Source organism: Paenibacillus sp. FSL R7-0297, from assembly GCF_038009025.1.
Taxonomy (GTDB): Bacteria; Bacillota; Bacilli; order Paenibacillales; family Paenibacillaceae; genus Paenibacillus_AQ.
This window is the reverse complement of the sequence record NZ_JBBPAQ010000001.1, coordinates 2,438,446-2,454,442: the sequence shown is the minus strand read 5'-3', so window position 1 is coordinate 2,454,442 and position 15,997 is coordinate 2,438,446. Positions and strand designations below refer to the sequence as shown.

At 55.8% G+C, this 15,997-nt stretch carries 14 protein-coding genes; 4 read left to right on the top strand and 10 right to left on the bottom strand.

What is annotated here, in order from left to right; translation table 11 throughout:
* Window positions 1-10: 10 nt before the first annotated feature.
* From MKZ24_RS10860 to MKZ24_RS10850, 3 genes are read right to left on the bottom strand one after another with little or no spacing between them, the layout of a single operon-like run.
* Entirely contained in the window at window positions 11-301 is a 291-nt protein-coding gene (locus MKZ24_RS10860) for a hypothetical protein (RefSeq protein WP_042139766.1), read from the bottom strand.
* Window positions 298-639 (bottom strand): hypothetical protein, encoded by a 342-nt coding sequence (locus MKZ24_RS10855; protein WP_042239271.1) that lies wholly within the window; start codon window positions 637-639, stop codon window positions 298-300. The genes MKZ24_RS10860 and MKZ24_RS10855 overlap by 4 nt, the downstream gene beginning before the upstream one ends.
* A gap of 27 nt (window positions 640-666) precedes the next feature.
* Window positions 667-960, bottom strand: a complete 294-nt coding sequence (locus MKZ24_RS10850; protein ID WP_081751236.1) for a nucleoside-diphosphate sugar epimerase — start codon at window positions 958-960, stop codon at window positions 667-669.
* 536 nt (window positions 961-1,496) lie between these two features.
* Between MKZ24_RS10850 and MKZ24_RS10845 the strand changes: the two genes are divergently transcribed.
* Window positions 1,497-2,069: a GNAT family N-acetyltransferase gene (locus tag MKZ24_RS10845; protein WP_042239278.1), complete on the top strand. Its 573-nt coding sequence runs from the start codon at window positions 1,497-1,499 to the stop codon at window positions 2,067-2,069.
* A gap of 29 nt (window positions 2,070-2,098) precedes the next feature.
* On the opposite strand, the gene MKZ24_RS10840 is transcribed toward MKZ24_RS10845, so the two are convergent.
* The 5 genes from MKZ24_RS10840 to MKZ24_RS10820 form a co-directional block, all read right to left on the bottom strand.
* Window positions 2,099-2,830: a sugar phosphate nucleotidyltransferase gene (locus tag MKZ24_RS10840; RefSeq protein WP_042239281.1), complete on the bottom strand. Its 732-nt coding sequence runs from the start codon at window positions 2,828-2,830 to the stop codon at window positions 2,099-2,101.
* A 47-nt stretch (window positions 2,831-2,877) separates the two neighbouring features.
* Window positions 2,878-3,615, bottom strand: a complete 738-nt coding sequence (locus tag MKZ24_RS10835) for a glycosyltransferase family 2 protein (RefSeq protein WP_042239283.1) — start codon at window positions 3,613-3,615, stop codon at window positions 2,878-2,880.
* Window positions 3,612-4,667, bottom strand: coding sequence for a glycosyltransferase family 2 protein (locus MKZ24_RS10830; RefSeq protein WP_081956678.1), 1,056 nt, complete (start codon window positions 4,665-4,667; stop codon window positions 3,612-3,614). Before MKZ24_RS10830 ends, MKZ24_RS10835 begins: the two co-directional genes overlap by 4 nt.
* Window positions 4,664-5,509: a glycosyltransferase family 2 protein gene (locus MKZ24_RS10825; RefSeq protein ID WP_042239285.1), complete on the bottom strand. Its 846-nt coding sequence runs from the start codon at window positions 5,507-5,509 to the stop codon at window positions 4,664-4,666. The genes MKZ24_RS10830 and MKZ24_RS10825 overlap by 4 nt, the downstream gene beginning before the upstream one ends.
* A gap of 214 nt (window positions 5,510-5,723) precedes the next feature.
* Complete coding sequence (locus MKZ24_RS10820; RefSeq protein ID WP_340782816.1) at window positions 5,724-10,793, bottom strand: WIAG-tail domain; 5,070 nt, start codon at window positions 10,791-10,793, stop codon at window positions 5,724-5,726.
* Window positions 10,794-11,045: 252 nt separating this feature from the next.
* On the opposite strand from MKZ24_RS10820, the gene MKZ24_RS10815 reads away from it, so the two are divergent.
* From MKZ24_RS10815 to MKZ24_RS10805, 3 genes are all read left to right on the top strand, one after another.
* The gene (locus MKZ24_RS10815) at window positions 11,046-12,143 is read left to right on the top strand and encodes a YheC/YheD family endospore coat-associated protein (RefSeq protein ID WP_042239291.1); all 1,098 of its coding nucleotides are present in this window, start codon (window positions 11,046-11,048) and stop codon (window positions 12,141-12,143) included.
* Between the two features lie 91 nt (window positions 12,144-12,234).
* On the top strand, window positions 12,235-13,026 hold the full coding sequence (gene asd / locus MKZ24_RS10810; RefSeq protein WP_042141610.1) for an archaetidylserine decarboxylase: 792 nt from the start codon (window positions 12,235-12,237) through the stop codon (window positions 13,024-13,026).
* Window positions 13,027-13,364: 338 nt separating this feature from the next.
* Window positions 13,365-13,754, top strand: coding sequence for a hypothetical protein (locus MKZ24_RS10805; protein WP_340782814.1), 390 nt, complete (start codon window positions 13,365-13,367; stop codon window positions 13,752-13,754).
* A gap of 201 nt (window positions 13,755-13,955) precedes the next feature.
* On the opposite strand, the gene gpmA is transcribed toward MKZ24_RS10805, so the two are convergent.
* Entirely contained in the window at window positions 13,956-14,705 is a 750-nt protein-coding gene (gene gpmA, locus MKZ24_RS10800; protein WP_340782809.1) for a 2,3-diphosphoglycerate-dependent phosphoglycerate mutase, read from the bottom strand.
* A gap of 332 nt (window positions 14,706-15,037) precedes the next feature.
* Entirely contained in the window at window positions 15,038-15,823 is a 786-nt protein-coding gene (locus MKZ24_RS10795) for a helix-turn-helix domain-containing protein (RefSeq protein WP_039306903.1), read from the bottom strand.
* Window positions 15,824-15,997: the final 174 nt, after the last annotated feature.

Sequence of the window (15,997 nt, the reverse complement as noted above, 5' to 3'; positions counted from 1 at the left end):
CTCCTGTACTTCATCTACTTCTTGCAGCGGTACCCTCTGAGCAATCCTTGCTCAGCCATGGCGCAGCAGGAACTCCCTGTTTGGGCTCATGCAGTGAAATACCGGATATCATCCGGCACATTGAACTCTGGTACCCGCTCAGAATCCTGATATTGTCGCTCAGCTTGCGGGCTGTCAGCTCCGATTGCCCTGTAACTTCGGCAATGCTCTCGAGGATGGCTGCGAGCGCGGCTTGACTGCGGGCGATCGAGCGGATCATCTCCAGCTTGACGGCATGTTCGGAGAGAAGCCCGCCGCTCATTTGCTATCGTCTCCGAAGCTGAAGCCATCCCCGCCGTCTCCGCCGAAGTCACCGCCGCCCTCATCTTCACCGCTGCCCAGTACTGCTTTCAGATTACTGTACAGCCCGTTCTCCAGCTTCGTCAGCCCCTCCACCATCTCTACGATCACTTCGTGGATGGAGAGTGATTCCTTCAACTGGTCATCATGGGAGTCGAATGCTCTAGCGTGGATATGATGATGGGTCCACTGCTTCACTTTTTCCGCTTCCACCGCTTTGGCCTCGAGAATCATCGCGATGTTCCACTGGATTACAGCGGTCGACTCCAGCATTTGCAGATAAGCCTTTTCTCTGCTCATCTTCCGCCTCCTTGCGCAGGTTACGCTTTACTCTTCTTCCTGACCGTTTAGTTCCTTGATCACTCTGCCTACTCCCTCTGCCATCGCTTCTTCAAGATCGGCAAGTGCATTCAAGTAAGCAATAATGTTCTTGTTAACCTGACCTGAGCTTTCTACCAGCCCACTGAATCCGCCGAAATCAGGGTCCGCATCCGGCAGATCGTGAACTATTTGCGACATACGGACGGCTACGTGGCGTTCGGCGTCGAGAATCCGAGCCATCTGTTCGTGCGTATGGGCCATGTGCTGCAGGACTTTTGTAATTTTACTCTGCACCTTCATGTCTCCTTTGCTCAAACGCCCTGCTACAGCATATGCGGCATCAGCCGTGACGGTGCCGGAGATACTCCGCAAGTTATGAAGGACCGCGTATTTCAAGACAGCTTAGAGCTGCGGCTCCAGAGGCTGCGGCTATTAAGTGGAAAAACGTCACCTAAATTAATCGAATGACCGGGAATCAGAGCAACAAGTGGAAAAAGAGCAACTATTTCTATATTGGCTGGGCAAAAAAGTACATTAGGGAAGAATTAAATGCCTTTTTTCCACTTAGGGTGGATACAAAAGACAAAACGGGATTATTAAGTGGAGAAAATCCAACTGCTTCCTTCGAGACGGACTGGAGGGGCAGTGGCGGAGAACTCGTGGGGCAATAGCGGGGAACTCGTGGGGACTGGAGCGGATAAGGCCACGGCTAACGGAAAGGTTACCGGCTGGAGGATATTGACAATCAGCTCAACAGCAGACTATGCTTGGTTGATATTGTAGCTTTATTATTGTTGTCCGGATCTATGTATCCGGCGTGGAACTGGAGGTAATCTATGAGACTTACAGACAACCGTCTGAATCTGCGGCCCCTGACTGCAGCTGAACTGGCGCTGGCCTTGGACAATTACGCGGCGGCGGAGCAGTCGCTGAGCTTGAACGTAACCGCATCCCCAACTCTGCTGGACGACGAAGAAATGCGTTATGCCATGCGGGTACGGCACACCAAGGTTCTGCAGGATGAGCAGAACTATCCGTGGCTGACCAATTGGGCTATTATTCATCAGGAGGAGCAGCGGATTATCGGCTTCCTAATCCTCAAAGGCGGGCCGAATGAACAAGGCGAGGTCATCCTTGGTTATGTCATCGATGAGAGGTACTGGGGGCAAGGCTACGCTACGGAAGCAGTGCGGCACATCACGGCCTGGATCTTCAACCATTCGGATGCACGCTGGGTTATTGCGGATACCGAGAAGGATAACACTGCCTCGCACCGCGTGCTGCAGCATCTGGATGCAGAGCTGTACCGGGAGACCGAAGACCTGCTCTGGTGGAGAATCCCCCGGCCCGCCATCGGCTTTAGCTCCGCTGAGAATACAGGTACTTTGCAGGGACCCCAAAGCATATAAATTCTAATCTATACTAAAAAAGCTGCCCCTCAGGGCAGCGTATCTCTCAGCTTTTCTCCGGCTTCGCGCAAGGACTGGAACGTTCCCGCGTCACTCCACCAGCCCTTGAGCACATCATAACTAAGCTTGCGCTCTGCGGCATAAATATTGTTCACGTCGGTAATTTCCAGCTCCCCCCTGTTGGAAGGGGATACGCGGCGGATAATATCGAATACCGCTTCGTCGTACATATAAATGCCTGTCACACAGAATTTAGTCTTCGGACGCTCGGGCTTCTCTTCGATATAAGCAATCAGGGACGAATCTCCGCTGTCAAACACCGGAACCCCGTATCTCCGCGCATCATCGACCGGTTTCAATAACACCTTCGCCGACCCCTGCGGCTGCTGCAGATAACTCTCCACATAAGGCTTCAGATCATCCATAAAAAGATTGTCACCAAGCAGCACAACAAACCGTTCCCCCGGCAAAATAAATCCTTCTGCCAGCTCGAGCGCTTCCGCGATGCCTCCTGCAGCTTCCTGGATTTTGTAAGTCAGGGATACTCCGAATTCCGCGCCGCTGCCCAAGAAGTCGGTGTACTGTCCTGCAGACTGTTTGCTGATCACCAGGAGAATATCGGTTATCCCCCCCCGGCGCAGCCGGTCAATGCCGTAACACACCATAGGATATTTGCCGACCGGAAGCAAATGTTTGTTCATAAGCCGGGTCAATGGGTAAAGCCTTGTTCCTGTTCCGCCCGCCAGTATGACTCCTTTCACTTACTTTCCTCCTCTTTATCTATGTCTTAAGCCTTTGGCCTGGCTCCTCAGATGAATTGTGCGGGATCTACATGCCATTTCTCCATAAATAATCTGCGGTTACGCTCTACCAGCTCCTGAAGTGAGGACGAGTAGACTTCCTTGAAGCTGGCGCTGCCTTCATGATGTACCAGACAATCTCCCGCGATCAGCAGCCGGTACCCCCTAATTCTGGCGCGGTAACAGTAATCATCATCCTCGTAATGTCCCGGTGAAAAGCGTTCATCCAGCAGGCCGATGATATCCATGAGCTCTCTTTTAAATAATAAGCACAGCCCTACAAGCCTTCTGGTCTCCAGCCGTTTCGCCGCATCCGGAGCATTCGCCAGACGGGCTTCAGCATGATAACCTGCAATATCCGTATAACCCGTCTCCACCTGCTGCCGTCCGCTGGCATAATTGGTCACCGGACCGACCATCCCGATATCCGGGGCGCAGTACAAGGCGCTCTTCAGATTCGCCAGCCAGCCCTGCGACACAATAACATCATTGTTCAGCAGCAAAAGCTCATCTCCCGCAGCCAGCTGCAACCCCAGATTGCAGGCCAGCGGAAAGCCGCGGTTCTCCGGAAGGGAAACAAAAGTCAGCTTATTCGTGCGGCAGTAAGCATCCGTTCCGTCACTTGAAGCATTGTCGACTACAATAATTTCATAGGGTGAATCCGTATACGCCCTAATTGATTCAACACAGGAACGCAGCAAGCCGAGCCTGTTATACGTTGGAATAATAATGCTGGTCAGTGTCATAGGGCATTCCTCCACGCGGCCATCTGCCGGCGTTGCTCCTGCAGATGGCCCTCGGACAACTGCCCGCTTGCCTGCTGCTCTCCAAGAACCTGGGCCAGCGCCTCGGCATGATCACCGGCGATCAGCTGTTCCATCGCATTTCCGGCTCCTGTGTTGCTCTGGCGCAGCCGGTTATGCTTGATCACATTCACCGTGCCTGCCTTCTCCACCCGCAGCTGCCGCATAATCGAGAGCGCATGCGCTTTCGGCGGCACCATAAGCTCACGATAGCCGATAAGCTCCAGCGCCTTCCTTGACAAGCCATGGGGAACAGCTGTCATCGAGCTGACGCCCAGATCACTACGGCCCAGTACGGCATTCAGATACATTTTGCAGCGGGTAACCGCATCACTGAGGGCAAAGGGCGGCAGCAGATGATCAAGATCATTCAAGGCTACATCAACACCGCCATCCACCGCCTCCGCAAAAAGAGACATCTTCCGGGCGGGAATCACCATATCCCCGTCCAAGAACAGCAGAATATCCCCCCGGCTGAGCTTGGCACCAAGCGACCGCCCCACATCATGTCCGGCAGATTCCGGAATATGCACAATTGTCGCCTGGGGGCACAGCCGGGTATGCTGGAAGCTGCGGTCGCTGCAGCCGTTAAGCACGACAATAATTTCCAGCGGCTTAAGCCGGGTTACCTGATCAAGCAGCTTCAACAATGTCTGCTCCTCATTCCTGGCCGAGATAACCACGGACAATGAACCGTGCAGAGCCGGCAGCTGCTGTCCTGCTCTGCTGCCGGCAGCATTGCGGGAGGTAGAAGCCCCTGCGGCCGTGCGGCGGGAACCCGCTTTACCGGCCGCCGGCCGCCGGACAGCTGCGGCTTTGGCGGCGATGCTCCGGCGGGGTGAAGTACCGGCTGATTTGGCCGCCTTACTCCGGGAGGCGGAGCTGCCCAGCCGGGTGCGCCGGGCAGAAGCCCTGCCGCTGCCCGATGCTTTTACACGGGAAGATACGTGAAGCTCCTGCCGATGTCCGGGTGAAGGCTCCAGTGCTGCTGTCATCTCACCATCCCCCTTCGCCGGTTGCCGTCAATGAAGCCTGCTCGTTCGCCTCTGCGCTGAAGGACCAGACCTGCCGCATCCAGATGATCTGTGAGAATAACCTCACGCAAGGGATCCGTTCCCGCCCGCTTGGGCCGTACGGCATTCAGCCTGCCGACCGGCACCTTATGCACGGCCTTCACCTGCAGGCCCTCAAGCACCGCAAGCGCGTGTGCCAGAGGCGGCCGTGACAACACGCTCCCCAGAGAGGCAAGAGCTCTGCGGCTGAGTGCATGAGGCACCGCCGTCAGCGAACAGCCCTTCAGGTCCGGACGGCCAAGCATAATGTTGAGCACATGCTTGGAGAGTACCACCGGATGCGGGAATTCCTGGCGGACCGGACCGGAGTAATCATTCAGAGCCACATCTGTTCCACGACTGACTGCGGCCACAAAGGGACGCAGCTGTGAAGCGTTAAGCACAAAATCCCCGTCAATGAAGAGCAGGACCTCTCCCTTGGCCGCCTCTGCTCCAACACTGCGGCCCACATCATGACCGAGCGGCTGCTCGAAGTGAATGACATGTGCCCCCAGGGACAATGCAATCTCTGCCGTATTATCGGCAGAACCGTTAACCACAACAATAACCTCACAGCGGGGATGGACTTCCCTGGCTCCGGCAATCACCTTGCCAATCGTTCCGGCTTCATTCATAGCCGGAATGATCACCGACACATAGGGAGCGGGGTGATTGGCCGCAGGGAACGGCACGGCAGGGCGCACCGGCCGGGAAATCCGCCGCTTGGGTTGCAAAGCCCGCCGCCCCGTGCGGCGGGCAGATGTACGTGTGTGCTTCAAGCTCATCCACCTTCCTTGCAGGGCATGGTCTCCGGGCTGAGGGTTACATCACAGTCTATGTAATCCGCTGTCCCGGGTAACGGCAAGTGTCTCCCTTCGTGCAGAAATTTGGACAAATGCCCTCCCGCTGCCGGAGTCCGGTTGAACCCGGATTTCGCAGGCCTTATCAACACAAAGAGCGCAGCCGGGGGCTGCGCTCTCGCATTGTTTATCTTCCGCTCTAATCAAACACACGATGATCTGCAGCCGGCTTCACCAGAGGCGAACCGAGGGCGATCCAGGACAGCACTCCATAGAAGTGAGGTGTTTCGCGCAGGCGCACTACTTCAATCGTCGCGTCCCCGCCCGATCTGTTCTTCAGCGAAGCATGGAAATACGGCTGGTTGGTCATGGCGACCAGCACATAGCCGGTATGGCCGAAGCTTTCATCAAAAGAGACAGTAACATCAACGCTCTGTGCGTCTCCATTAAACATGAAGGCCGTCATCCCGAACTGCTGCAGAACCTCCCGGTTCCCGGCACTCTGTACCGGACTGAATGACAGATGCTCGGCATTAATTGATCCGGGCGCCAGATGGTCTCCGGTCACCACTCCTTGAGCAATATGATAGCTCTGCACACTGTCTTCTTCCAGATGGCGGGATTGAATGGCAAATGAAGTGATTTTGGAAGCATCCACCGCTTCATCCTGAAGCTCAGCATTCCCTACTGTGCCTTCTGCCAGATGTTTGGTTCCGATGCTGCCAAGTGCAAGCTTCTCACCGGTAACGCTGCCGTCTGCCAGCTGCACTGCACTGCGCGTTTCCGCTGCGAGATGTTCAAGCTTCTTCACAATGCCGCTGCTCAAATGACGCTCTTCCAGTGCCCCGTCTGCCAGATGTCCGCTCTGGATGCTCTGCTCCTGCAGATGCTGAGCACCTACAGCGCCTACCGCCAGCTTGCTGCCGGTGATGCTGCCGTCTGCTATCTGCCCTGCATTGCGAGTCTCCGCTGCGAGATGCTCCAGCTTCTTCACAATGCCGCTGCTCAAATGACGCTCTTCCAGTGCACCGTCTGTCAGATGTCCGCTCTGGATGCTCTGCTCCTGCAGATGCTGAGCACCTACTGCGCCTACCGCCAGCTTGCTGCCGGTGATGCTGCCGTCTGTCAGATGTCCGCTCTGGATGCTCTGCTCCTGCAGATGCTGAGCACCTACTGCGCCTACCGCCAGCTTGCTGCCGGTGATGCTGCCGTCTGTCAGATGTCCGCTCTGGATGCTCTGCTCCTGCAGATGCTGGGCACCTACTGCACCTGCCGCCAGCTTGCTGCCAGTGATGCTGCCGTCTGCCAGCTGACCTGCATTGCGCGCTTCCGCTGCGAGATGCTCCAGCTTCGTCACAATCCCGCTGCTTAAATGACGTTCTTCCAGCGCACCGTCTGCCAGATGTCCGCCCTGAATGCTCTGCGCCTGCAGATGCTGGGCACCTACTGCGCCTGCCGCCAGCTTGCTGCCGGTAATGCTGCCGTCTGCCAGCTGACCTGCATTGCGCGCTTCCGCTGCGAGATGCTCCAGCTTCGTCACAATCCCGCTGCTTAAATGACGTTCTTCCAGCGCACCGTCTGCCAGATGTCCGCCCTGAATGCTCTGCGCCTGCAGATGCTGGGCACCTACTGCGCCTGCCGTCAGCTTGCTGCCGGTAATGCTGCCGTCTGCCAGCAGCTCGGAGCTCAGCGTATCTTCAGCCAGATGCTCACGCTTGATGCTGCCCGCGCGCAGGTGGCAGCTGTCCACTGCTTCCGGTGCCAGGTGACCGCCATAGATGCTGCCGGAAGCCAGATGAACAGAGCCCACTGCGCCTGCCGCCAGCTTGCTTCCTCTGATACTGCCGTCCGGCAGCAGCTCAGAGCTGCGGACTTCCTGCGCCAGATGTTCCAGCAGGATGCTGCCGGAGGCCAAGTGATTCCCTTCCAGCGACCCATCCGCGACATGCTCTCCGTGGACGCTCTGCGGCTTCAGATGCTGCGGCCCCACTGCCTCTGCCGCCAGCTTGCTGCTTCCAATACTGCCGTCAGGCAACAGCTCAGCACTTCGTACTTCGTCTGCCAGATGCTCCAGCTTAATGATACCCGAACTTAAATGCCGCTCCTCAAGCGATTCACCCGCAAGATGCTCGCCGTGGATGCTCTCCAGCTGCAGATGCTGTGAATGTACAGCTCCTACAGCCAGCTTACTTTCGTCAATGCTGCCATCCGGCAGCAGCTCGGCGCTCAGCGTCTCGGAGGCCAGATGTGCGAGCTGGATGCTGCCGGTGCGGATATGGCGGCTGTCCACTGCATCTGGAGCCAGATGACCGCCATAGATGCTGCCCGCAGCCAGATGGAAGGAGCCCACCGCACCTGCCGCCAGCTTGCTTCCGCCAATACTGCCGTCCGGCAGCAGCTCCGCACTCCGGGTTTCATCTGCCAGATGCTCAAGCTTGATCAGGCCGGAATGCAAATGCCGTTCCTGCAGTATACCGTCAACCAGATGCTCGCCATAGATGCTCTCCTGCTGCAGATTCAGCGAGCTTACCGCACCTGCGGCCAGCTTCTCGCTGCTAATGCTGCCATCCGGCAGCAGATCTGAGGTCAGTGTATCCTGGGACAGATGTGCCAGCTGGATGCTGCCGGGCCGGATATGACGGCTGTCTACCGCACCTACAGCCAGATGCCCGCTGTATACACTGCCTGCTGCCAAATGGAAGGCCCCGACAGCACCTGCTCCCAGCTTGCTGCCTACGATGCTGCCATCCGGCAGAAGATCTGCACTGCGCGTTTCTTGTGCCAGATGCGCCAGCGTGATCTCGCCAGCACGAATGTGCTGCCCTTCTACGGCTTCCGGCGTCAAATGGATAGTCTGCACACTGTCCGGGGCCAGATGGACGGATTCCACAGCCCCCTGGGCCAGCTTCTCCCCGCTGATACTGCCGTCTGGCAGAAGCTCGCCGCTGCGGACTTCTGCCGCCAGATGAGTCAGGCTGATGCTGCCGCCGACTATATGCTGTCCTTCTACCGAGGATTCAGCCAAGTGGCTGCCAGCTACACTTCCGGCCGCGAGATGGCGGGAGGCTACAGCACCCTCCGCCAGCTTGGCCGCACCGATGCTGCCATCCTGAATCTGGATAGAGGATACAGAGCTGGGAATGATATGTCCGTTACCGACGGACATCGGACGGATATGCGCTCCGCCTACACTTCCCGGCGCGAGATGTCTGCCCTGCACCGATGTATCGCTGATGGAATCCGGTCCAACGGCACCTGCTGCTAAATGTTCGCTCTGCACGGCTAAAGCTGCCAGCTTTGAAGCACTCACACTGCCGTCAGCCAGCTTGATCGAGGTAACCGATAGATCGCCAAGTTTGTCTGTCGAAACACTCTCCGGCGATAATTTCAATGAAGTTACCGCATGGTCGGCCAAATGATGCGGCTGTACAATACTCGCAGCGAGGTGTGCTTCCTTCACTGCTCCCGAAGCCAGCTTATCTCCCGATACCGAACCGGACTGCAGGGCGGATGAAGTTACACTATTTTCCCCGAGATGCCTGCGTTCTACAGCTCCCGGAGCCAGATGTTCAGCGTGAACCGCTTCCTCCTGCAGCACGCGGCTGCTGATGCTGCCATCGGCCAGATGCTTCTCTTCAACGGCACAGACGGCGATATGTTCTCCGCTTACCGCTTCTCTGGCGAGGGCATTTCCGCCAACCGCACCGCTGGCCAGCTTGGCGGAAATGACACTCCCGTCCGCCAGCTTGGTTGAGCTGACACTCTGGGGACTAAGATGTTCTCCCGTAACAGAGTCATACGCCAGCTGCTCTTCCGTAACGGCCCCGGGAGCCAAATGCCCAGCAAGAACGGCATGCTGCTGGAGCTGCGCAGATCCGACGGATTCCATAGCCAGGTGGGAATTGTCTACGGCTTCGCGCTGCAGATGAGCCGAGGTGATGGCCTGCAGGGCAATTTGCGGTCCGCGTACTGCGGATTTAGCGATATGGCGTGTGGTTACCGCTTCATCAGCCAGCTTATGCGGCAGGATGCTCTGGTCCGCGATCTTGGAGGAAGTCACCGCCTGCTCGATCAGCTGTGTTGTACCCACTGCACCCTCTGCCAGCTTCACGAATGAAATACTGCGGTCCGCCAGATGCCTACTTCCAATTTCCCCGTCAGCGATATGCTCCGCATTTACGCTCTCCGGGCTTAAGTGCTGGCTGCGGACAGCCTTCTCCTTGATCTGCCGTGATCCAACTGCTGCGTCCGCCAGATGCCCGCCGTCAATGATGCCCGCCTGAAGCTGCTCTTTCCCAATCAGCCGGGTAGCTAGCTGCTCCCGTCCAATTGCGCCAGGAGCCAGATGCTTCGATGTAATGACGCCTTCACCTACGTGGCGGCCTTCAATCACAGCGTCGCCCAGCTTGACGCCGCTGATCTCTCCATCGGCGATTTTGTCACCGGTTATCGCTTCATCTGCCAATTTCGAGCGGTCAATGCTGCCGTTGCCGATGTGGCGGCTGACAATACTGCTGCTGAGAATTTTCTCTCCGGTAACCGCACCGTCATCCAGCAGCTCCGCCGTGATGATGAACTCACTGAGATGCCGGCTGCTGATGGCTCCGTCGGCAATCTGCCCTCCGCCAATAATCCGGTCCGCCAGCTTCTCCGGACCGATGCTGCCATTCTTCAGCTTTTCTCCGCCAATGGAATGATCCAGCAGCTTCCCCCCGCTGATACTGCCTTCCGCCAGATGCTCACCGGCAATGGATTCCGGAGCAATCTTAGAGGAAGTAACCGCCTTGTCCGCGATGTTAATGTTCTGCACGGCATAGTCCTGCAGCCATGGTGTACCAATGATGCCGAACTTCAGCTTGGACCCGTCAATCGTGCGCGGAGCAATCTTGGCACCGGTGACTGCCGCATCGGACAGATCATCGGTATAGACGGGCTGCAGGCGCTCTTTTTCCACGGGTACAAGGACAGCCGGCTCCACCAGAGATTCAACATCCTCATGCTGCTCCTGATCCTCTTCCACTACCGGTTCCTGTATAGCCTCTGGTTCAAGCAACATCTGCCGGACCGCCTCCGGTGCTTCCAGGGTTTCCACCCCGCTGACCTGCAGCGTCCGGTCCACTGTATCCACCGCTTCTACAGCAGCAGATTCTTTGCCTTCTAGTATTTTGGGACTGCTTTTCAACATGCTAAGTTCAGTCTTATTGGGATCATCTACATAATAGAGCCGTTTTTTTGAACTGCGAGGCTGATTTCTTTTGGAACTCTTCACAAGCAGTCTCCTCCTTCCATCTGTTGTTTCTCCTAGGCATCATATGCAGTAGTATGGGCTGATGACACCATTCCTCCGGCTAAGCTTTCTTAAGAAAAAGATGAGCGTATAAAGGAATTCCATTCTCGCCTTTCAAAAAAGGGCATCTGCCGCCGCGCATCCGTCCAACCCTGACGGGCACGTACACACATACAATGACAGGAGACGAAAAATCAGCCGGGAAGCTACTTCAAGATAACGGGAGGAACGAACATGGGGCAAAAGCTCGTTGGGATACTGCTAAATGCCGCTGTGCACGGGGGCGTTCCCCGGTTAAAAACCGGACAGGAATCTCTGGCCAATTACGAGGAGGCCGCCGCCGCATACGGATTAACCCCTTGCTTTCTGAAGCTGTCCGGCATCGATACGCAGACCGGCTTCAGCAGGGCATATATAAAGGGTCCGCACGGCTACCGGAGTCAAGTCATTCCGACGCCGGAGATCATCCATAACCGGGCGATCTATGACCCGGGCAGCAGCGGCGTCCAGCGGCTGCTCCGGCAGGGTATTCAGGTATACAATACATGCAACCGCTACGGCAAGGATCAGATTCATGCCCTACTGGAGCAAAACCAGGAACTGCAGACGGTCCTGCCAGTCACATCCGCCGGAATGTCCGGCCTGAAGGAAATGATGGACAGTTATCCGGATCTCATTCTCAAGCCTTGCCGGGGAAGTGTAGGCAACGGGGTTATGCGTCTTACAAGGATCAGCGGGGCCGGGCGGTGGAAATGGAGCTACTCTCCTACCGGCTCAAGACGCTGGTACAGTGTGCCTCTGAATCAGGGCGCCATCCCCCGGGCACTCCGCGCCAGACTCTCTTCGGTACCGTACCTGGTGCAGGAGCGGATACCACTGGCTGAGATAAACGGCCGCCCCTTTGATCTGCGCATTACTGTACAGCGCGGCTGGGGCGGAGACTGGCAGGTGACCGGCATGTTCGCCAAGCTGGCGGCACCGGGCGGCTTCGTATCCAACATCGCCAGGGGAGGCGAAGCACTGAGTTCATCCTTCGCTCTGGAGAAGGCTTTCCCCGGCGAAGCAGCCGCTCGGATCCGCATGTCGGTCCTCTCCCTCAGTCTCGCCATTGCCCGTGAGCTGGAGCAGAGCCTCCCGGGCCTTGCCGATATCGGTCTGGACATCGGCGTTACGGGGAGCGGACGCTTATATTTCATCGAATGCAACGGGCGCGACCAGCGTTACGGCTTCAAGAAAGCCGGGCTCGGCCCCATCTGGAAAGAAAGCTACCGCCGCCCGATGGGCTATGCCAGATACCTGTATGAAGAGGCTGCACGGCATAACTCTTATTGATTTGTCTTCTATTCTATGTCAATATAATGCAGAGCGGGTGAGGTCCTTGGCTACCGGGACCTTGCTGCTGCATGATGGAAGGGAGATGGGCATGGTTAAACAATTGCTGCGGCTGATGACCGAGCTATCCTCACACAGATGGCTTTCCCGGGTAATGGGCGCTTTTTCCCATAGCAGACTCAGCCGCTTTATGATTCCGGTATTTATTCGTTCCTATCATATTCCTGCCGCCGAGGCGGAGAAGACTGCCGGAGAATACCGTACACTTAATGAATTCTTCAGCAGACGCCTGAAGCCGGGAATGCGGCCGGTGGCAAGCGGTGAACAGGCTGTGGCCAGTCCTGTGGATGCCATGATTACGGCAATGGGCGACATTAACTGCGGAACAATAATGAATGTGAAGGGTCAGGATTATACGCTGGAGGATTTGCTTAATCATTCTCCACACCTCGAATTGTATAAAAAAGGCTACTATTTCGTCCTCTACCTGAGCCCCACCGATTATCACCGGATTCATTCCCCGTTAACCGGACAGCTGCGGGAGAGCGATTATATCCGTGGGCGGGCTTATCCCGTGAATGATTTCGGCATGCGGCATATGAAGAGTGTCCTGAGCCGTAACGAACGGCTGATTACTTATATAGCCGGCAGCTATGGCGAAACCGCCGTGGTCAAGGTAGGCGCAATGAATGTGAGCAGTATCCGCTACACGGATGAATCCGCTACTGAATGGCAAATAGGCGATGATCTGGCCTATTTCGAATTCGGCTCTACCGTAGTTCTTCTGCTGGAGAGCGGCACCTTCACCCCGCGCCATGGGCTTACCGTAGACACGAAGGTGAAGATGGGCGAGCTGCTGGGTGAGATGCAGCGGGCTACTTAGCTGCCGGGCAGAGTCCGGCTTGAATGAAACAGCTCAAGATGAAACCAAGTAGAGCTTTCTGAACAGACAAAGCCCCGCACAAAGATACGTAAGTGTATCTTGTGCGGGGCTTATTTGGGGTTGAAGAAACCCTTCGCAGAATCCCGGATGGTTCCTGCGTTTATCGTATAATTTATCGTATAAAAGTGTTTTTACCTGCTTCGCTCTGTGAATCAGTATACCCCGGCTTACATTTGGCTCATCTACCCAGTTGCTGGTGCATTGTACTCGGTTTTTCTGTGAAAATACGTCTGGCACTGCGATAAACGCACGGCCTACGCGGCGCACCCAGTCCAATTGTGTTCGGTTTTTCGATTACATTTGGCCTACGCGGCGCACCCAGTCCAATTGTGTTCGGTTTTTCGATTACATTTGGCCTACGCGGCGCACCCAGTCCAATTGTGTTCGGTTTTTCGATTACATTTGGCCTACGCGGCGCACCCAGTCCAATTGTGTTCGGTTTTTCGATTACATTTGGCCTACGCGGCGCACCCAGTCCAATTGTGTTCGGTTTTTCGATTACATTTGGCCTACGCGGTGCACCCAGTCCAATTGTGTTCGGTTTTTCGATTACATTTGGCCTACGCGGTGCACCCAGTCCAATTGTGTTCGGTTTTTCGATTACATTTGGCTTACGTGGCTTACCCAGTCCAATTGTGTTCGGTTTTCCGTTAAAATATGTTAAATAAATGAAAAGACGATGTTCTGTTTTTTAGCCACGCTGCTCATTTTCATGCTGGAGTTGTGCCTTGAAAGACATGTTTGTTTTCGCATACATTGGGCCTGTTTACCCTATCGTTGGTGCATTGTACTCGGTTTTTCACATACAATCGGCTCGTCTAGCCTACTTCCAGCGTAATCAAAGGAATTTATCCCTCTAACTATCCGGATCACTCCGTAACCTTACTCTGATTAGCCACCTCGCGCGCTTTCTCCTGCACCTCTTCCGGCTCGCCGAGATAGAAGCGGCTGATCGGCTTCACATCATCATCCAGCTTGTAGACCAGCGGGACGCCGGTTGGAATATTTAGATCCAGCAGCGCCGTCTCATCAATATCCTCCATGTATTTGATCAGGGCCCGCAGCGTATTACCATGCGCCGAGATCAGGACGCGTTCCTTCTTGCGGATCAGCGGTACAATCCGGTTGCCCCAGAAATCGCCAACCCGGTGCACGGTATCCTCCAGGCTCTCACCGCGCGGAATATCGCCGGGACGCACTTCCTTGTAGCGGATATCATTTCTGGCATAACGCGGATCATCCGGCTCCAGCATCGGAGGCCGGACCGAGAGACTGCGCCGCCAGATATGGAGCTGCTCCTCGCCGTATTTCAGTGCAGTTTCACTTTTGCTGAGGCCCTGCAGCGCTCCGTAATGGCGCTCATTCAGCTTCCACGATTTCTGCACGGGAATCCACAGCAGGTCCATCTCATCCAGCACATAGTTTAGTGTCTTAATTGAACGCTTCAGCACCGAGGCGAAAGCAAGATCGAACGTGTATCCCGCATCCTTCAGCAGCTTGCCTGCTGCCTTGGCCTCTTCCACACCCTTCTCCGTCAGATCGGGATCACTCCAGCCCGTAAACAGGTTCTGCCGGTTGTATTCGCTCTCTCCATGCCGTATCAGTACTATTTCGTACATAAGTCCTCTCCTTCTCCCGTGTGTTTATTCAGCTGCTCTTAGCGCCAGCTTCTCAGGTCTTATGCGGTTCATCCTAATATTCTGTCACAGACGGATGCTCTCTTCAACTTTACGCCCCCGGCTTCCCTGTAGCCATTGTAATAGAAGAAACGGCCCCGCCTTGAATGGGCGGGCCGTTCCGTAAGAACTCTATACTATCTATTCCCCAAAAAGCCCTGCCGGTAATCCGGCAGGACTGGCCTTCTCCTGCCTGGAAGAGAAGGGCTTACTTACTATTGCTGCTGTACTCCAGGGCCACCAGGCAGTTCAGCAGCATTAGAGCACGCTGGTTGTCAGCGTATTTCCGACGGGCTTTTCCCGGTGTGCTGCTTGAACTGGCGGCTGAAGAAGAATATATCGCGGTAGCCCAGCGCATCCGCCACCTCAGTCACATTCATACCGGCGTACAGCAAGAGATGCTGGGCCCGTTCAATCCGGGTGCGGATCACATAAGACTGAACCGAGGAGCCTGTGATCTCTTTGAACTTGATCGAGAAGTAACGCGGAGACAGCCCTGCCCGTGCGGCCAGATCCTCTACCCGGTGCGCAGCCCCTGGATGCTGGCTGACATAGTTAGCCACCTCGTGGATCACCTCAGCCAGCTGGTTGCTGACATGGCGCTCGATCGGCACGACCTGGTCCTGCCGCAGCAGATGAATCATCAGCTGCTTCAGGATCAGGCGGCCTTCTTCCTCTGCAGCGTAGGTCTGCACCAGGAATAGTCGGACGTAACGGGCCAGCAGATGCTCGAACTCCACCGTCTCCGTCAGCTCATGGTAAGGCGCAGGAATCTCCGTCACCTCTTCGGCAACATCGAAATGTATATATGTAAGCACAAGCGGTTTTTGCGGATTATGCGTAGCACTGGTGTGATCCCCCGGGCGGAACAGGAAGCAGCTTCCCTTCCCCACCTGATAGGGCACCCCGCTGCGCACAACGGTTCCTTCCCCGCTCCAGACATAGAACAAATCATAATTTTGCAGCGGCTTCTCTCTTTTTTGCCACTTCCAGCCCGGTTCACAGACGATCTTCGCCAGGGCCGGGAGGATTACAAAAGAGGATGGCGATGCATGCAACATATTGGTCCCTCCTAAAGTTTTGTGAGCATGCCTTCCCTGTATTCCTTCGAACAAAACCCGCTTCGAAAGCGTAAGCTTACTTTTCATAATACCTTGTCCGGTTCCCTTTTGTACATCTTCCCCTACCTGCAGGACTGTCCCTATCCCCCCTCTATCTGTTAAAATATAGTAATC